This is a genomic window from [Acidovorax] ebreus TPSY, from assembly GCF_000022305.1.
GTDB classification, from domain to species: Bacteria; Pseudomonadota; Gammaproteobacteria; order Burkholderiales; family Burkholderiaceae_C; genus Diaphorobacter; species Diaphorobacter nitroreducens.
Genome location: NC_011992.1, coordinates 1,318,688 through 1,334,258, shown reverse-complemented (window position 1 = coordinate 1,334,258; position 15,571 = coordinate 1,318,688). Strand labels below are relative to the sequence as shown.

The following is a 15,571-nucleotide window of genomic DNA, read 5'->3' as shown; positions in this document are numbered from 1 at the left end:
CAGAGGCCGCCAGCGTGCTTGCACGCGCAGCCCTTGACGGCGAGAACGCCGTGATACCGTGAAGGGAACAGCAAGACCGCCCCCCCCCACCCACGCAGACCTGCTTTCGGCAAGTGCGCAGCACGCGCAGGCCCGTGAGAGCCGGAGTTGCGCCGCCGGGCGCAGCAAAAAGGGGGCCGAAGCCCCCGTGGTCAGAGTAGGCCACATTCGGCGAATGACGTGGTGACCGCGCCGCCGACGACGATGTGATCCAGCGTGCGCACGTCCACCAGCGCCAGGGCTTCCTTGAGGCGCTGGGTCAGAACCCTGTCGGCCTGGCTCGGCTCGGGACTCCCGCTCGGATGATTGTGCGAAAAGACCACCGCTGCCGCGTTGAGCCGCAGTGCCTCCTTCACGACCTCGCGCGGATACACCGATGCCTGGTCGATGGTGCCGCGGAACAGTTCCACGTACTCGATCAGCCGATGCTGGCTGTCTAGGAACAGCGCCGCGAAGACCTCGTGCTCGAAGCTGGCCAGCTTGGTGCGAAGGTAGTCCTTGACCAGCGCCGGCGAAGTGAACAGCGTCCCGCGTGGGTTCTTCTGGTCGATGACCTGGCGTGCCGCCGCCAGAATCTGGTCCGCCGACGCCAGCAGGTAACGCCCCTGCGCGTCACGCACCAGCAGCGAAGAATCGAGAGACAGAGAAAGTTGCGACATGATCGTGCTCCGGTTGCTCAGGCGGAATTGCCTGGAACCGGCCCCAGCACGGCGCAGCGAAAGCCGTCACAGGGTTGAAGACGGCCACGGCCGCAAGCGCCGAAGGCGCGCAGCCCTTGACGGCGAGAACGCCGTGATACGGTGAAGGGAACAGCAAGATCGCCCTCCCCGCCCACGCTGACTGACTGGGCAAGCGGAGCGCGCAGGCCTGACCAGGCCGGAGGCGTCAGCGATGGACGCCCGTAGGGGCGAGACGCCAACGGTGGCTCGATGCGAAGTACGACAGCGCGGCCCATTCGGGGACGCCCCAAAATCGGGTATCTTTAGAAACAACAGATTCCCGTATTGGGTCTCGCTTGGTCAGAACACTGCAATTGCAAGGAACGGCATGCCAGCCCTATATCAACTTGCCCTGCTTGGCACACCAACTGCAGTTCAAATTTCCGAACTTGAAGAAGTCATCGGAAAGGCTGTTGGCATGTTCAATTTGCGGTTGGGGCATGAGATTGGATGGGAGGTTTGTCCCGATGAATTCAATCCAGACCAACAGCGATCGTCTGCTGCGGCATTTTTCGGAGGTCATGAGCCTCCTCTCGCCAATGTGGCAAGACTGCTGGCACGAGGCATCCCATTGCTCCCGGTCGCCTCTGACGTCAATCGAGTCAGTGCAGAAATCCCCGCATTGCTGCAGCCACTCAACTGCTTAGCATACGCCGCAGGTGGGCCGCAACGTGTCGCGTCTGCTTTGCTGGAGTGTGCTGGGCTCCTTCCTCGACAGCGCCGGGTGTTCGTAAGCTATCGTCGGGGCGAGGCTAGGGAAGCAGCCTTGCAGCTATTCGATGCGCTGTCTGCTCGGCTATTCGATGTATTTCTCGATACACATGGCATTCCACCTGCAGAAGATTTCCAGACAATGCTATGGCACCGGCTTTGTGACTCGGATGTCCTGCTGATGCTCGACACGCCAGGATATTTTGAAAGCCGTTGGACGAGTGCTGAGTTCGGACGCGCTTTGGCCAAAGGCATCAGCGTCTTGCGGGTCGGTTGGCCTGACACAACGCCTTCTGCGCGCACGGCAACGGCCAGTCGGGCGGAGCTGTTACCTGAAGAAGTCGATCCGACGACCGGACGCATCGCAGACGGTGCGGTGGATCGCATTTGTCTTCAACTGGAGGAAGTTCGCAGCCAGAGTCACGCGGTTCGCTCTGTCAACCTCGTAAGCAATCTGCGCAATGCCATTCAAACAATCGGCGGCCAAGTCGTCGGAGTGGGCGCCAATAGAGCTGTATACGTCCAACTGCCCGATGGGCGGAATGTAGTTGTTTATCCAACGGTCGGTGTTCCCACGTCAACTACGCTGCACGATGCATCTACGAACTCACCGGAACAATCCGTTGCCGTTGTCTACGATCACGTAGGCCTGCATCCCAGGTGGCTAGGCCATCTGGACTGGTTAGGACAGCACATTCACTCCGCTAGGTGGGTTAAAGCCAGCGAGGCGGGTTGGCAATTCGCGGACTGGGAGGCGTAGCCATGAGTGCAATCTTCCTCTCGGCCAGCGTGCCACTTGTTGGACGTGGCACTTACCACGAAACTGCCAATCCATTTCTCATCCAATGTGCGGTGAGAGAACTGGTCATAGCAGTCATTCGCCAGCACAAGATCGTATGGGGTGGGCATCCTGCGATTACCCCGATGATTTGGAGCATATGTGAAGACTTAGGCGTCGATTACTCACAGTCTGTCGTCTTATATCAGAGCACGTTCTTTGCAGATGCGTTCCCTGAAGAGAACAAACATTTTCAGAATGTAGTTTTCACTGATGCTGTCCCCAATGACAGGGCTGCGAGCTTGCTTGTCATGCGTGAAAAGATGCTCTCGCGTGCGGACCTAAGCGCTGCTGTGTTTATTGGTGGAATGGATGGGGTAGAAGCCGAGCATGAGCTTTTCAGGCGATTCCATCCTGCAGCCAAGGTGCTCCCGGTATCTTCGCCGGGCGGAGCGGCGCTGAATCTAGCCAAGGACCATGGCTATTTTACCGGTGGAGCGCTCGTTGATGTGGACTTCGCTCAGCTCTTCCATGCGCACTTGGCGGTGCCCTTGGCTGGCAAACTGAGTTAATTCATTTCTCGGCACTGGCCTCTAGAACTTCAACCGAGGATTGTTCATGCCACGGAAAGTTTTCTACAGCTTTCATTATCAACGCGACAGTTGGCGCGCATCCAAGATACGCAATATTGGGGTTGTAGAGGGCAACCCGTCAGCGAGCGATAATAAATGGGAAGAAGTGAAGCGAGGCGGTGATGCCGCGATCAAGTGCTGGATTGACGATCAATTGCAAGGGCGGACTTGCACAATTGTTTTGGTTGGTGCGGAAACGGCAAATCGCCCCTGGATTCGATATGAGATTGAGCAGTCATGGAACAGCGGAAAGGGACTCTTGGGGATACGTATCCACAAGCTCTTGGACCACAACCAGCAACCATCAGTGGCAGGGGCCAATCCGTTCGACTCATTTACCTTGAACGACGGTAGAAAGCTATCCTCCGTCGTCCGCGTCTACGATCCGCTGGGAGGTACCAGTAGCGCGGTCTATACCTCCATCAGCGACAACCTGTCGAGTTGGATCGAAGCAGCGATCGCCGCACGCTAGAAGTCAGAACGTCTCGTCAAAACAATGATCCGGTACTCATTGGGTGCCCATAGAGTTCCGAGATTTGCGTCTGGAACTGTGTCTGTCCTCCATAGCTAGGGTGCCTCACGCAAATCACCGGTACAGAATCCGTGATGCGATGGGCCGCAGCGGTGGCATCATTGCCGATGGCAACGATGCGAGAAGGCTTCAGCAAGACAATGAGTTGTTGAAGCAGTTCTTCGCCGGCGCGTCTTTCGTGCGCGTTGTGCTGGCGGTTGGTGAATGGATCTCCAGATTCATGCGGATGAAGGGGAAAGACATTCCAGAGGAAGATGCGGGCATCAATGTGTTCCAGCATGCCCCATATGACCGCCGCGGTTCGTTCAGCAACAGCACTTCCTATCGTCGGCCGTTCAGCGATCAGATCGAGATTCCAGCGCTTGGCGTGCTGGCTCATGTGAACGTCGTCAGTCAGGGCTAGCCCAGTTCGGCGCCCTCCGCGATATCCGAGGTCTCTCCCGATCCAGATCGCATCTACGGGCTCCTCGGTTGCACGACGCAACATGGCGGAAAGTGCTGCAGCACGGCGACGCGGCGCATCGCGCCGATCATGGACTTCACATCGATCCGAATACGGATTGAAGCAGTCTTCGAATTGCAGCGAAGCAACTGCCTCAACGAATGGGTGGATCTTCATTTTTCAGACTCAAGTGGCATGTATTTGATGGTGCGTTGTTCTCGGTTTCCAATGATCCAGCCGCCTTGATTTTCCTTAAGCTGTCGGAAGACCGCATACCCTTCCAAGATGGCCTTTTCCCAGAGCTTCAGTGGGCACTTCTCTACTTCGTAACCACTCACGAACTCACCGATGGTCTTGAGAATTCCGAGTGAGACCTTTTCCTGGTTCTCGAAGAAATTCAATTCTTTGGCTCTTGAGAAAATCCAAGCTGCAACCCCTTCTTCAACGACAATGGCTCGACCGCTGTCCTGCTCTTCATCGAATTTCGGATTGCTCTTTCGTTTGTGTTTGATCAATGCCCGCATCACGGGTGACCAGTGCAGGATCGCCGCATTCGCAAAATGGAAGACGTCGTGGAACCGGTAACCATCGCGGTCGGCAATGTTATCGGTTAAGGGATCTCCAATGAATACGCCATTCCATTGGAGATAACTCTTACCACTGCCTCGTTGATTGACTCGGATTCTGAATTCTCTGGGTAGCTGTTCCTCGATTCCAAATTTACTGTCGAAATCAAGGTCAACCAGATCATCTGCTTGTGGTTCCAAGAACGCGCCGCGCGCTTTCCGAAGGTTGGCGCGAGCCACTTCCGAAAATGCTAGTTCGGCCGCATGGATTGCATCCAAGTAAGCCCGCGCGAACGCGACCAAATCAGTGCGCGCAGGGGTGCTTCCCATTAGGGCTGCTGCTGACTGCCCCAAACGTGCCAAGGTGGCATCTAACGATGCAGTCGCCGCAATAGGCACTGCGATATAGGCCAATGCACCTTCAGCAATATCACTTGCAGCGCCAACATTCTTAAAATTTCCGTGGTTGGCGGCTTCCCCGAAGATATCCTCAAGAGGGATATTCAGGCGCCTGCAGATTGCAGCCAGGTACCAAAGGGTGTCGCCGAATTCTTCTTCCGCCGCTCTCTTGTAGCCAGGGTATGCTGATTTATCTCGAACGTGCTTTTTGGCCGTGGCCATTATTCCGCCAACTTCTCCATATAGCCCTTGGAGAACCGGATTGAAGTCGTTCGGATTGAGTACGTCCGTGGCTGCAATTCCTGCAGCGTAATCTGAGAGCAAGAGGGAGCCTTCCTTTTTCATCGGTCACCTGCGAAGAGTCAGCCATTCGAATGGGGCGCCTTGGTAGCCGCTCACTGCCAAGTTGCGAATCCATTGCTCAAGATTTCCAACTAATTGCGCATCGTCAAAGGCCGTGAGGCCTATTCCCGTTTTGCATAGAGGGCGACCTTGCTGATCTTGCAATTCATCAGGAAACGCAGGGCCCTCACCCCCGAAATATACGAAATCGTTGCTGATCAGAACCCTGTTGACGCCTGTATCACGGGCCACATGGTCAGGGTTGAGCGAGCCATCGGGGCGGGAGTGAAATGAGTCTCGCTGCTGCCAAGCAACCCCAGCCGCAGCCCTGAAATAAATATTGTCCCCACAACTTTGCTTCCGACTGCCATTGCGGTACGGCTTCTTGGATTCAAACCGCGGGTCTCGGCCGTACTCATCAAATGTCATTGCCTCGGTGACCCGCATCGCATAGACCAGATGCCCACCGCGTCGAACACTTCGATCATTGCTTCCGCTGCCGACCACCCAATCACCGATGTCAGCGCTTCTTCGAATACTGGGCTTGCAAGTCGCGAGCGTGCAGTAGCTGTAGAAGGGGTTGGGCGCAAAACCACTGTCGTACCGCACGACATAGGAGTGAATGCGTGTCATCAGCAGGGATGCCGCTTGAGTGAAACCGGATCACAGGCACCGCCGTCAGGCTTTTCCCACGAATCCTTGCCGTTGATCGCGTCAATGATTGAATCACCGTTCCACCCAACCAAGGCGTCCGCATGTTCTTTTAGCGCATCCGGCAGGTCGCATTCCTTTTCGCCGTGCTCCCAAACACCAACGATGCGCTTGCCTTGTTTGGCCGCATATTCGATTTCCCAGTTCACCCAATCGCTGTTCTTGGTTTGGGGTGAGACGTAGCAAATGAACACCCCAGCCCAATTGATGGCAGGCGCAAGGATCTGCGTCTTGATGTAGTGCTCATCAGTGGCATTGTTGAATTTTCCTGTGTGGATGGAGGAATCCCGGACTTCCACCCCTTTCGGCGCCAACAAATCCTTGAGCTTCTGGAGCCCATGATCGTCCTTATGGACATGGCTGATGAATACATTCCTTTTGTCTGCCACCTGTCACCTCCATGGTTTCGCATGTTTTGATGGATCGTAACCGGGTTTACCGCCGGCGTGGTAGGGGCTCCTGGCCAGCGTGAGGTCGAACCGCTGCCGGACGAGCCGAGAGTCAAGATCCATCGCTTTGGGCGAGGCGAAGCGCGCTGGTTGGGACATGAGGCGTAACCGAGTGCGCACGAAGCCGTAGACCTCCTATGCCCTCCTACGCCACAACAGGTTGTGCCGATAGGTACTGAAATTCACCATATCTTCATGCAGCGTATTCATGGAGTTCGAGGTGAACAATCCATCGCACCTATCCAATGTGCTCGACACCGCCCTTGACCAGTCTCTTCCCTTGCCCGGGACGGAAGCTTATGAAGCGCTGCCTCAGTTTCCGAAGCGCAGCCCGCTTCCCTTCCGCCGCACCATCCGCCGCCACGAGTTGCGTCAGATCGTCCCCTTGGCCGAAACGACGATCTACGAAATGGAGCGTCGCGGCGAGTTCCCACGGCGTTTCAATCTCACGCCGCGCTGCGTGGTATGGGACCTGGCCGAGGTGGAGGCCTGGATTGAGGAGCGCAAGCAAGCCCCTCGCATTAGCGCCGCCAAGCCGGATGTCCACCTGCGAAAAACCCGCCCTGTTCGGGCGGGTTCCGGTCAGGATTGAGGCCGGCGACGGCCTCATCCAACGAGAGCTTCCAGCTCCTCGGAAGCTGAGCGCGATAACCGCCGCCACTCCTTGGCCACGTTGACCTGCAAGGCAACGCCCGCCACCTCCAGAACGTCCATGGCCAGCGAGTAGCTACCCTTGGCCTGCAGCCAGGCCAGCACATCCGCCAAGTGCCAGATCGACGCGCTGCCTTCATGCACCGGCGCTGGGAAGCTGCCCGGATGGGCCAGCATCAGCTTGCGCATGTTCTGCCGCGACACGCCCACGATGTCGGCCACATCGGTCAGCCCGACCAGATCCGGTGCGACCTCGATCAACCTGGCCGATGGCACGGCGCTCCGCACGTCCGCCAACGCTCTGCGCACAGCAGCGTCCGCATTGTCCGCCTCGCGGGTGAACTCCAGCGCGAGCCGCCCCGGCTGCCCAATGCCGACCAGGGCATCGTCGCATCCGGCCTCGCCCAGACGCTCGACCAGCGCATCCGCGTCGCGGTCATCGTCAGCGAGCTGGTATTTCAGGGTGAAGGTGTATTCCATCGTGCTATTCCTCGGCATCGTCGGCTGCCTCCTGCTGCTTGCGGTGCGTCGTGCAGTTGTCCACGACTCGCCGCAAGGCGCGCGCATGGTTGCCTGGGTTCTTCGGCGTACTCCACACGCTGGTGATACAGAACTCGCCGCAGCGACACTCCGCATCGTTGTACGGACAATAAATCCGCCCCCAGGCGTGGCTGCCACCGACTTCCACGCGCCAGCCCTGCCCTTCGGCGTGCCTGAGTGCTTCCTCGACTTCTTTCTTCGGATGAGAGGGCCGGGCCATCAACAGTCTCCAGTATGGGAATGATTGCCGAGGTTGTCAAGCGACAACCTCGGCCATGCTTCAGGCCATCGCACTCAACACCGGCACGACCACGTTCTCCGGCATCAGCTTCGGCACGTAGGTCTGCCCGTCGATCCAGGCATCGACCATGTTGGCCCACTCCTGCAGCATGTGGCGCCGCTGCTCGGCGTACTCGGCCTTGTTGTAGATCGAGCGCGAGGAACGCCCTTCTTCGTGCGCAAGGCACTTCTCGATCCAGTCTCGGTTGAACCCGATCTCGTTGAGCAACGTCGAACCTGTGCGGCGCAGATCGTGGACGGTGAACGGCTCCAGCGGCAGGCCTGCGGCCTTGGCCCGTTGCGCCACGATCTGCGTGACCCGGTTGAGAGTCGCGTGAGACATGCAATGGTCGGAGTCGTAGCGCGATGGCAGCACGAACTTCGAGCCGGCCGCGCAGGTGTGCAGCGCCACGAGGATGTCCAACGCCTGGCGCGACAGGTAGATCACATGTGGGTTGCGCCCCTTCATCCGCTGCTTCGGAATGGTCCAGGTCGCGTTCTCGAAATCGACCTCGTCCCAGGTGGCCTCGATCAGCTCGCTCTTGCGCACCAGCGTCAGCAGGATCATTCGCAACGCCAGCCGAATGGTCGGATAGGTGGCCACCGACTCCATCTGCCGCGACATCAAGCGGATCTCCAGCGGCGACAAGGCGCGGTCCTTGGGCACGAAGGTCGCAATCGAGGCTGCGCCCACGTCGGCCGCCGGGTTGTCTACCTTCTCCCCATGCAGGATGGCGAAGGCATAGACCTGCTTCACGATGTCGCGAATGTGCACCGCGGTGGCCGGGGCGCCGCGCCCCTTCACCTTGCCGCACAAGGCGCGCAAGTCGTCGGCGGTGACTTCGTTGAGCAGGCGGTTCTGGAAGGCCGGCAGGATGTCCCGATCGACGATGCTCTTGCGCATCGCTCGCGTGCTGTCGGCCATCCGGGCACCGGCCAGCCATTGGGAGGTCATGTCGCCGAAGTTCTTGGCGGAGGTCAGTCGGCGTTTCTCGCGCTGCTTCTCCAGCGCGGGGGATTTGCCCAGGGCGACAGCCTTCTTGGCATCCAGCAGCTTTTCGCGGGCCATCGCGAGCGAAATGCCGGACGGCCCATACCGTCCAATGGTCAGCGTCTCGCGCCGGCCGTTGAGACGGTAATCGAAGCGGAAAGTGACGGTACCGGTGGGCGATACCGTCACGTACATGCCGTCACGGTCGGAAGCCTTGTAAGTCTTGGACTTAGGCTTGAAATTGCGCAGTGCGGTGTCGGTAAGCATCGAGGTTTTTCCTCCTGTTCATGACGGCTTTTACCGTCAGGGGTCAGGAGACCTGCTGATGCCCGGAAAGCCGCATAAAACAAGCTTTCCAGAGGAGTGATTTACCGTCAAAGACCGGTTTGGTCTCTATAGTAAACAAGGAGGTCTTAATCCGGCCTCCGGTTTCTACCGTCACCTCTACCGTCAATCCGTTGTGCTGCCCGGCGATAGTCACCGATAGCTGTGGTGACGTATTTTCTTTGAAATCAACACGTTACGGCGGATTTTCGATAAGTAGCGATAGTCCCCGAAGGACCTGATTTCACTCCCACTCGATGGTGGCAGGCGGCTTGCTCGACACGTCGTAGGTCACGCGGTTGATGCCGCGCACCTCATTGATGATGCGGCTGGAGACCTTCTTCAACAGCGCGTAGGGCAACTCCGCCCAGTCGGCTGTCATGAAGTCGCTGGTCTGCACCGCGCGCAGTGCCACCACATAGTCGTAGGTGCGGCCATCGCCCATCACGCCCACGCTCTTGACGGGCAGGAACACGGTGAAGGCCTGGCTGGTGAGGTCGTACCAGGTCTTGCCCGTGGCTTCGTCGGTGAAGTTGCGCAGCTCTTCGATGAAGATGGCATCGGCGCGGCGCAGCAGGTCGGCGTATTCCTTCTTCACCTCGCCCAGAATGCGCACGCCCAGGCCCGGGCCGGGGAACGGATGGCGGTAGACCATTTCGCGCGGCAGCCCCAGGGCCACGCCGAGCTCGCGCACCTCGTCCTTGAACAGGTCGCGCAGCGGCTCCAGCAGTTTGAGGCCGAGTTGCTCGGGCAGCCCGCCCACGTTGTGGTGGCTCTTGATGGTGACAGCCTTCTTGCTCTTGGCACCGCCGGACTCGATCACGTCGGGGTAGATGGTGCCTTGCGCCAGGAAGGTCGCGCCCTTGTGGCCCTGGCCGCTGGCCTTGAGCTTTTCGGCTTCGGCCTTGAACACGTCCACGAACAATCGGCCGATGATCTTGCGCTTTTGCTCGGGCTCCGACACACCGGCCAGCTCACCCAGGAACAGGTCCGAGGCATCCACGCGCACCACCTTCGCGTGCAGCTTGCCTGCGAACATGTCCATGACCATATCGCCTTCGTTGAGGCGCAGCAGGCCGTGGTCCACGAACACGCAAGTGAGCTGGTCGCCAATCGCACGGTGGATCAGGGCCGCAGCCACCGACGAATCCACGCCGCCAGACAGGCCTAGGATCACTTCCTCGCCGCCCACCTGCTCGCGGATCTTCTGCACGGCTTCCTCGATGTGGTCGCGCATGATCCAGTCCGCCTGGGCGCCACAGATCTCGCGCACAAAGCGGTTTAGCAGCGCCGCGCCCTGCACCGTGTGCGTGACCTCGGGGTGGAATTGCACGGCGTAGAAGCGCCGCATTTCGTCCGCCATGCCGGCGATGGGGCAGTTGCCGGTGGAGCACATCAGCTTGAAACCGGGAGGCAGCTCGGTGACCTTGTCGCCGTGGCTCATCCACACCTTCAGCATGCCGTGGCCCTCGGGCGTGGAGAAATCCTCGATGCCCTTGAGCAGCGCGGTATGGCCATGGGCGCGGACTTCGGCATAGCCGAACTCGCGGCTGTGCGAGCCCTCGACCTTGCCGCCCAGCTGCGCGGCCATGGTCTGCATGCCGTAGCAGATGCCCAGCACGGGCACGCCCAACTCGAACACGGCGTCAGGGGCGCGGTCGTCCACTTCGTAGACGCTGGCGTGGCTGCCCGACAGGATCACACCCTTGAGCTTGCCGTCTGCGGCGAACTGGCGCACCCAGTCGCTGCTCACGTCGCAGGGGTGGACCTCGCAGTAGACATGCGTCTCGCGCACGCGGCGCGCGATGAGTTGGGTGACCTGGGAGCCGAAGTCGAGGATGAGGATCTTGTCGTGTTGCATGGAGAGCGACAGGGTCGGTAAAAGACAAAAGGCCCGAACACCTGGAGACGGGTTCGGGCCTGCGGAATGGCGAAAACTCAGTCCGCCCGGTAGTTGGGGGCTTCCTTGGTGATCTGCACGTCGTGCACGTGCGACTCGCGGATGCCAGCCGCCGTGATCTCCACGAATTCGGCCTTGTTGTTCATCTCTTCGATGGTTGCGCAACCACAGTAGCCCATGGCCGCACGCACGCCGCCGGCCATCTGGAACACGATGGACACCATGGAGCCCTTGTAGGGCACGCGGCCTTCGATGCCTTCGGGCACCAGCTTGTCGGCGTTGGGATTGCCCGTGGTGGCTTCCTGGAAGTAGCGGTCGGCCGAGCCCTGCTGCATGGCGCCGATCGAGCCCATGCCACGGTAGCTTTTGTAGGAGCGGCCCTGGTACAGGATGACTTCGCCGGGCGCTTCTTCGGTGCCAGCAAACATGCCGCCCATCATGATGGTCGACGCGCCCGCGGCCAGCGCCTTGGCAATATCCCCCGAGAAGCGGATGCCGCCATCGGCGATCAGCGGCACCCCTGTGCCCTGAAGCGCGGTGGCGACGCTGTCGATGGCCATGATCTGGGGTACACCCACGCCAGCCACGATGCGTGTGGTGCAGATGGAGCCGGGACCGATGCCGACCTTGACCGCATCGGCGCCTGCCTCGGCCAGGGCCAGCGCGGCAGCGCCGGTGGCGATGTTGCCGCCGATCACGTCCACCTGCGGGTAGTTCTGTTTGACCCAGCGCACGCGGTCGATCACACCTTTGCTGTGGCCGTGGGCTGTATCCACCACGATGGCATCCACACCGGCCTTGACCAGCAACGCCACGCGCTCTTCGGTGCCCGCGCCGACGCCCACGGCAGCGGCCACGCGCAGGCGGCCTGCCGCATCGCGCGCGGCGTTGGGGAACGTGGTCTGCTTGTTGATGTCCTTGACCGTGATGAGGCCCTTGAGCTCAAAGGCGTCGTTCACCACCAGCAGGCGCTCCAGCTTGTGGCGGTTGAGCAGCGCCTTGGCCTGGGCTGGGGTGGTGCCGTCTTTTTCGTTGACGGTGATCAGCTTCTCGCGCGGCGTCATGATCTCACGCACCTTGACGTCGTAGCGCGTCTCGAAGCGCACGTCGCGGCTGGTGACGATGCCCACCACCTTGCCACCATCACAGACCGGGAAGCCCGAGATGCCCAGGTTCTCGGACAGTTCCAGCACCTGCAGCACCGTGTGTTCGGGCGTGATGACCACGGGATCGTGCACCACGCCGGACTCATGCCGCTTGACCTTTGACACCTCGGCCGCCTGCTGCTCGGCCGTCATGTTCTTGTGGATGACGCCAATCCCCCCTTCTTGCGCGATGGCGATGGCCAGACGCGCTTCGGTCACGGTGTCCATGGCGGCGGACACGAGCGGGAGGTTCAGGGTGATGTTGCGCGTAAAGCGCGTGACGAGGGAGGTGTCCTTGGGCAGGACCTGGGAGTACGCCGGCACCAACAACACATCGTCGAAGGTGAGCGCTTTTCCAAGAAGGCGCATGTGAAAGCTCCAAAAAAAGGATTGTACCCGCCGCGCGACAAATCGCACACACCCCGAGTGAACGCCCCTTGGTGGGTGCAGCCGCTCACCGCTACACTCGCCCGCATGAAACCGCACAAGCTTCTTCTGCTGGCGCTGGGCTGCTCCTGGGCCATGGGCGCAACGGCCCAATGGCAATGGGTGGACAAGGATGGGCGCAAGGTGTTCAGCGACCGCCCGCCGCCACAGGACATTCCTGACAAGAGCATCCTCAAGCAACCGCAGCGCGCCCTGCCGCGTACCGCCATGGCAGCGCCCGCTTCGCCAGCGTCGGCCCCCGCATCCGAAGCCGCAGCGCCTGCCAGCGGCAAGGACAAGCAGCTGGAGGAGAACAAGGCCAAGGCTGACGCCGCCGAAGCCGCCAAGAGGAAAGCGGAGGAAGACCGCGTGGCCAAAACCCGTGCCGACAACTGCGCGCGCGCCAAACGCGCAAAGGAGCAGTTGGCACCCGGCCAGTTGGTGAGCAATGTCAATGCCAAGGGGGAGCGGGGCTTCATGGATGACGCAACCCGCGCAGCAGAATTACGCCGAGCGGAAGCAACCATCGCTTCCGACTGCAAGTAGCAGCTACCCCATAACCGCGCCACCGGCCGCCCTTCTGCATGGATGAGGCGGCCGTTTTGTTTCAGCGCATGCTGATAAGCACTCTCAATAACCGGACTTGGCCCCCGGCCGGCGTTTGGCGAACAATCCCGCCGCACGAGCGCCCTGGCGCGCAAAGCGCTGGCGGCGCGCCAGCTTCGGGTCAACCCGCAAGGGGCGGCAGCCTTCCACGCGGTCACCATCGTGCAACAGGTCGTCCAGTCTGCCTTCCCTGCCCCAAATGCCCCAGACAAGCCCCTCAGCCTGTGCATCCAGTCCGCAGGCGCTCAGAGCATCGGCCACCGTAGCACCGACCGGAAGCAGTAGCACCCACTCGTGCACATCGCCCGGTTGCCGCGAGATGGCCACCGCGATGCGCAGCCGCTCCGGCGGGGGCAAGGTTTCAGCCATAAACCTGCTCGGCCCGTTTGATGAAGGCATCGATGAACGTGGCGGCGATGCGGTCAAACACGGGGCCGACCAACGCCGCCAATGCCCGGTTGTCAAAGCCGTAGCTCAGCTGGAGTTCGACCTTGCATGCGCGCTGCGTACCGTCCCCCACAGGATGAAAGTGCCAGTCGCCGTCGAGCTGTGAAAAGGGGCCCTCCACCAGTTCCATCTTGACGCGGCGCCCGGGCTCATGCGTATTGCGCGTAACAAACGACTTGCGTATGCCGCCCAACGCAATGCCCACTTCCGCCTTCATGCCATTTGCATGGGTTTCCAGGACGGTGGCGTGGTCGCACCACGGCAGGAACTGCGGATACTTGGCCACGTCCGTCACGAGGGCGAACATTTCTTCGGGGCTGTACCAGATGAGGACGGACTTGTTGACAGTTTTCATGCAGGCGAAGGCTGGATGGGCCTGGTGGCACAGCCGGCCTAGAATCGATGGTGCGAGACGACAACAATTGTAGGGAGACCCTTGATCTCCCGGTTTGCGCCGCATCTATTCACCATGGCCAAGAAACCTGACACATCGTCCCGCATCGCCGACAACAAGAAGGCGGCATACAACTATTTCTTTGAAGAGCGCTACGAAGCGGGGCTGGTGCTGCACGGCTGGGAGGTCAAGGCACTGCGCGAGGGCAAGGTGCAGCTTACCGACGGCTACGTGATCATCAAAGATGGTGAGCTGTTTCTCATCGGCTGCCAGATCAACCCGCTCAAGACCGCGTCCACGCACGTCAGCCCCGACGCGGCGCGCATCAAAAAGCTGCTGATGCACAAGGACGAGATCCGGCGCCTGATCGGCAAGGTCGAGCAAAAAGGCTACACCCTGGTGCCGCTGAATCTCCACTGGAAAGACGGCCGCGCCAAGTGCGAGATTGCGTTGGCCAAGGGCAAGGCCGAGCACGACAAGCGCGACACCATCAAGGAGCGCGAAGGCAAGCGCGAGGTGGAACGCGTCATGAAGAGCCGCCACCGCTGATCTTTTTTTGGCGGAGGGTGGAATAAACGCAGCGCCCCCGGTGTTCATGTCAGCGTCCGGCCACAATTCCTGTGACCGGCACCCTTCCGGAGAACACCATGACCAAGCTCAGTTCCCTGCTCGCCGCGCTGGCACTCGCCGGCTGTTATTCCCTCGCGCCCGCGCAAGTCAGCACCCAGGACGGCGTGCTCGTCGGCCCGAACGGCATGACGCTCTACACCTTCGACAAGGACGTAGCGGGCGATGGCCAGTCGGCCTGCAACGGCGCCTGCGCCACCAACTGGCCACCCCTGACCGCCACCAGCGCCCCCGCGGGTGAAGGCTACAGTCTGATCCAGCGCGCCGACGGCAGCAAGCAGGTGGCCTACAAGGGCAAGCCGCTGTACTACTGGATCAAGGACGGCAAGCCCGGCGACAAGACGGGGGACGGCGTGAACAACCTGTGGCGCACCGCCAAGCCATGAGCCCCACAATGCGTCCATGAACCGCGTCCAGATCGTGGAGCAACTGCCGGGGTTGCGCCGCTATGCGCGCGCGCTCACCGGCGACGCATGGGCAGCCGACGATCTGGTGCAGGACACGCTGGAGCGCGCCTGCCGCAAGTGGCTGCTGTGGCGCGGCGGCAGCAATCTGCGCGCCTGGCTTTTCACGCTGATGCACAACCTGTACCTCAACCAGCGCCGCGGCCTGGTGCCCGTGCAGGCGATGGATGTGGAGGCCCTGGCGGCCATCGCGGACGCGCCTGACGCCTCCCACGAAACAGCCCTGGACCTGGACCGCTGCCTGCAACGCCTGCCCGCCGATCAACGGGCCGTGCTGCTCCTGGTGACACTGGAAGACATGGCCTATGCCGACGTGGCGCGTGTGCTGGGTATACCGGAAGGCACGGTGATGTCGCGGTTGTCCCGCGGTCGCGCACGCATGCGCGAGTTGATGGAGCCCTCAGCCCCCGCCCAGCCGTCATCCACCCCGACTGCCTTGCGCCGCATGAAATGAAGC

20 protein-coding genes are annotated in these 15,571 nt (G+C 60.7%); 8 read left to right on the top strand and 12 right to left on the bottom strand.

All coding sequences use genetic code 11. From position 1 onward, the window contains the following. Positions 1-191: 191 nt before the first annotated feature. On the bottom strand, positions 192-698 hold the full coding sequence (gene radC, locus DTPSY_RS06375; RefSeq protein WP_015912905.1) for a RadC family protein: 507 nt from the start codon (positions 696-698) through the stop codon (positions 192-194). 388 nt (positions 699-1,086) lie between these two features. Between radC and thcB4 the strand changes: the two genes are divergently transcribed. The 3 genes from thcB4 to DTPSY_RS17965 are packed head-to-tail and all read left to right on the top strand — an operon-like array spanning position 1,087 to position 3,351. Further along, entirely contained in the window at positions 1,087-2,229 is a 1,143-nt protein-coding gene (gene thcB4 / locus DTPSY_RS17970; protein ID WP_015912904.1) for a Thoeris type III anti-phage system protein ThcB4, read from the top strand. 2 nt (positions 2,230-2,231) lie between these two features. Further along, positions 2,232-2,819: a Thoeris type III anti-phage system protein ThcA gene (thcA, locus tag DTPSY_RS06365; protein ID WP_015912903.1), complete on the top strand. Its 588-nt coding sequence runs from the start codon at positions 2,232-2,234 to the stop codon at positions 2,817-2,819. Positions 2,820-2,865: 46 nt separating this feature from the next. Further along, positions 2,866-3,351: a TIR domain-containing protein gene (locus tag DTPSY_RS17965; RefSeq protein WP_015912902.1), complete on the top strand. Its 486-nt coding sequence runs from the start codon at positions 2,866-2,868 to the stop codon at positions 3,349-3,351. Between the two features lie 16 nt (positions 3,352-3,367). Here the strand turns inward: DTPSY_RS17965 and DTPSY_RS17960 are convergent, their stop codons facing one another. From DTPSY_RS17960 to DTPSY_RS06350, 4 genes are read right to left on the bottom strand one after another with little or no spacing between them, the layout of a single operon-like run. After that, positions 3,368-4,030: a uracil-DNA glycosylase gene (locus tag DTPSY_RS17960; protein WP_015912901.1), complete on the bottom strand. Its 663-nt coding sequence runs from the start codon at positions 4,028-4,030 to the stop codon at positions 3,368-3,370. Continuing rightward, positions 4,027-5,163: a nucleoside triphosphate pyrophosphohydrolase family protein gene (locus DTPSY_RS06355; protein WP_015912900.1), complete on the bottom strand. Its 1,137-nt coding sequence runs from the start codon at positions 5,161-5,163 to the stop codon at positions 4,027-4,029. Before DTPSY_RS06355 ends, DTPSY_RS17960 begins: the two co-directional genes overlap by 4 nt. A gap of 3 nt (positions 5,164-5,166) precedes the next feature. Then, on the bottom strand, positions 5,167-5,793 hold the full coding sequence (locus DTPSY_RS17955; RefSeq protein WP_015912899.1) for an Nmad2 family putative nucleotide modification protein: 627 nt from the start codon (positions 5,791-5,793) through the stop codon (positions 5,167-5,169). Beyond that, on the bottom strand, positions 5,793-6,260 hold the full coding sequence (locus tag DTPSY_RS06350; RefSeq protein ID WP_015912898.1) for a TIR domain-containing protein: 468 nt from the start codon (positions 6,258-6,260) through the stop codon (positions 5,793-5,795). Before DTPSY_RS06350 ends, DTPSY_RS17955 begins: the two co-directional genes overlap by 1 nt. A gap of 268 nt (positions 6,261-6,528) precedes the next feature. Between DTPSY_RS06350 and DTPSY_RS06345 the strand changes: the two genes are divergently transcribed. After that, positions 6,529-6,912: a helix-turn-helix transcriptional regulator gene (locus tag DTPSY_RS06345; RefSeq protein ID WP_015912897.1), complete on the top strand. Its 384-nt coding sequence runs from the start codon at positions 6,529-6,531 to the stop codon at positions 6,910-6,912. Positions 6,913-6,926: 14 nt separating this feature from the next. On the opposite strand, the gene DTPSY_RS06340 is transcribed toward DTPSY_RS06345, so the two are convergent. The 5 genes from DTPSY_RS06340 to guaB form a co-directional block, all read right to left on the bottom strand. Continuing rightward, complete coding sequence (locus tag DTPSY_RS06340) at positions 6,927-7,451, bottom strand: helix-turn-helix transcriptional regulator (protein WP_015912896.1); 525 nt, start codon at positions 7,449-7,451, stop codon at positions 6,927-6,929. A 4-nt stretch (positions 7,452-7,455) separates the two neighbouring features. Next, complete coding sequence (locus tag DTPSY_RS17950; protein ID WP_015912895.1) at positions 7,456-7,731, bottom strand: hypothetical protein; 276 nt, start codon at positions 7,729-7,731, stop codon at positions 7,456-7,458. A gap of 60 nt (positions 7,732-7,791) precedes the next feature. Continuing rightward, positions 7,792-9,048, bottom strand: a complete 1,257-nt coding sequence (locus DTPSY_RS06335) for a tyrosine-type recombinase/integrase (RefSeq protein WP_015912894.1) — start codon at positions 9,046-9,048, stop codon at positions 7,792-7,794. Between the two features lie 301 nt (positions 9,049-9,349). Then, complete coding sequence (guaA, locus tag DTPSY_RS06330; protein WP_015912893.1) at positions 9,350-10,966, bottom strand: glutamine-hydrolyzing GMP synthase; 1,617 nt, start codon at positions 10,964-10,966, stop codon at positions 9,350-9,352. A 77-nt stretch (positions 10,967-11,043) separates the two neighbouring features. Beyond that, the gene (gene guaB / locus DTPSY_RS06325) at positions 11,044-12,519 is read right to left on the bottom strand and encodes an IMP dehydrogenase (protein ID WP_011805743.1); all 1,476 of its coding nucleotides are present in this window, start codon (positions 12,517-12,519) and stop codon (positions 11,044-11,046) included. Positions 12,520-12,624: 105 nt separating this feature from the next. On the opposite strand from guaB, the gene DTPSY_RS06320 reads away from it, so the two are divergent. Beyond that, positions 12,625-13,122 carry a DUF4124 domain-containing protein gene (locus DTPSY_RS06320; RefSeq protein ID WP_015912892.1) on the top strand — a complete coding sequence of 166 codons (498 nt, stop codon included), beginning with the start codon at positions 12,625-12,627 and terminating at the stop codon, positions 13,120-13,122. A gap of 84 nt (positions 13,123-13,206) precedes the next feature. On the opposite strand, the gene DTPSY_RS06315 is transcribed toward DTPSY_RS06320, so the two are convergent. Further along, entirely contained in the window at positions 13,207-13,551 is a 345-nt protein-coding gene (locus DTPSY_RS06315) for an RnfH family protein (RefSeq protein WP_015912891.1), read from the bottom strand. Further along, a complete protein-coding gene (locus tag DTPSY_RS06310) occupies positions 13,544-13,984 on the bottom strand; it encodes a type II toxin-antitoxin system RatA family toxin (protein WP_011805746.1) in 441 nt (146 codons plus the stop codon). Before DTPSY_RS06310 ends, DTPSY_RS06315 begins: the two co-directional genes overlap by 8 nt. Positions 13,985-14,098: 114 nt before the next feature. Between DTPSY_RS06310 and smpB the strand changes: the two genes are divergently transcribed. The 3 genes from smpB to DTPSY_RS06295 all read left to right on the top strand — a co-directional run bounded on the left by smpB (position 14,099) and on the right by DTPSY_RS06295 (position 15,568). After that, the gene (gene smpB / locus DTPSY_RS06305) at positions 14,099-14,572 is read left to right on the top strand and encodes an SsrA-binding protein SmpB (protein WP_011805747.1); all 474 of its coding nucleotides are present in this window, start codon (positions 14,099-14,101) and stop codon (positions 14,570-14,572) included. 98 nt (positions 14,573-14,670) lie between these two features. Beyond that, positions 14,671-15,036 (top strand): COG4315 family predicted lipoprotein, encoded by a 366-nt coding sequence (locus DTPSY_RS06300; protein WP_015912890.1) that lies wholly within the window; start codon positions 14,671-14,673, stop codon positions 15,034-15,036. 16 nt (positions 15,037-15,052) lie between these two features. Beyond that, positions 15,053-15,568: an RNA polymerase sigma factor gene (locus tag DTPSY_RS06295; RefSeq protein ID WP_015912889.1), complete on the top strand. Its 516-nt coding sequence runs from the start codon at positions 15,053-15,055 to the stop codon at positions 15,566-15,568. The last annotated feature ends 3 nt before the right edge of the window (positions 15,569-15,571 follow it).

What these genes read in the sequence shown, in the direction of transcription:
- radC (WP_015912905.1), bottom strand. Translation starts at nt 698, where the DNA reads ATGTCGCAACTTTCTCTGTCTCTCGATTCTTCGCTGCTGGTGCGTGAC.
- thcB4 (WP_015912904.1), top strand. Translation starts at nt 1,087, where the DNA reads ATGCCAGCCCTATATCAACTTGCCCTGCTTGGCACACCAACTGCAGTT.
- thcA (WP_015912903.1), top strand. Translation starts at nt 2,232, where the DNA reads ATGAGTGCAATCTTCCTCTCGGCCAGCGTGCCACTTGTTGGACGTGGC.
- DTPSY_RS17965 (WP_015912902.1), top strand. Translation starts at nt 2,866, where the DNA reads ATGCCACGGAAAGTTTTCTACAGCTTTCATTATCAACGCGACAGTTGG.
- DTPSY_RS17960 (WP_015912901.1), bottom strand. Translation starts at nt 4,030, where the DNA reads ATGAAGATCCACCCATTCGTTGAGGCAGTTGCTTCGCTGCAATTCGAA.
- DTPSY_RS06355 (WP_015912900.1), bottom strand. Translation starts at nt 5,163, where the DNA reads ATGAAAAAGGAAGGCTCCCTCTTGCTCTCAGATTACGCTGCAGGAATT.
- DTPSY_RS17955 (WP_015912899.1), bottom strand. Translation starts at nt 5,793, where the DNA reads ATGACACGCATTCACTCCTATGTCGTGCGGTACGACAGTGGTTTTGCG.
- DTPSY_RS06345 (WP_015912897.1), top strand. Translation starts at nt 6,529, where the DNA reads ATGGAGTTCGAGGTGAACAATCCATCGCACCTATCCAATGTGCTCGAC.
- DTPSY_RS06340 (WP_015912896.1), bottom strand. Translation starts at nt 7,451, where the DNA reads ATGGAATACACCTTCACCCTGAAATACCAGCTCGCTGACGATGACCGC.
- DTPSY_RS17950 (WP_015912895.1), bottom strand. Translation starts at nt 7,731, where the DNA reads ATGGCCCGGCCCTCTCATCCGAAGAAAGAAGTCGAGGAAGCACTCAGG.
- DTPSY_RS06335 (WP_015912894.1), bottom strand. Translation starts at nt 9,048, where the DNA reads ATGCTTACCGACACCGCACTGCGCAATTTCAAGCCTAAGTCCAAGACT.
- guaA (WP_015912893.1), bottom strand. Translation starts at nt 10,966, where the DNA reads ATGCAACACGACAAGATCCTCATCCTCGACTTCGGCTCCCAGGTCACC.
- guaB (WP_011805743.1), bottom strand. Translation starts at nt 12,519, where the DNA reads ATGCGCCTTCTTGGAAAAGCGCTCACCTTCGACGATGTGTTGTTGGTG.
- DTPSY_RS06320 (WP_015912892.1), top strand. Translation starts at nt 12,625, where the DNA reads ATGAAACCGCACAAGCTTCTTCTGCTGGCGCTGGGCTGCTCCTGGGCC.
- DTPSY_RS06315 (WP_015912891.1), bottom strand. Translation starts at nt 13,551, where the DNA reads ATGGCTGAAACCTTGCCCCCGCCGGAGCGGCTGCGCATCGCGGTGGCC.
- DTPSY_RS06310 (WP_011805746.1), bottom strand. Translation starts at nt 13,984, where the DNA reads ATGAAAACTGTCAACAAGTCCGTCCTCATCTGGTACAGCCCCGAAGAA.
- smpB (WP_011805747.1), top strand. Translation starts at nt 14,099, where the DNA reads ATGGCCAAGAAACCTGACACATCGTCCCGCATCGCCGACAACAAGAAG.
- DTPSY_RS06300 (WP_015912890.1), top strand. Translation starts at nt 14,671, where the DNA reads ATGACCAAGCTCAGTTCCCTGCTCGCCGCGCTGGCACTCGCCGGCTGT.
- DTPSY_RS06295 (WP_015912889.1), top strand. Translation starts at nt 15,053, where the DNA reads ATGAACCGCGTCCAGATCGTGGAGCAACTGCCGGGGTTGCGCCGCTAT.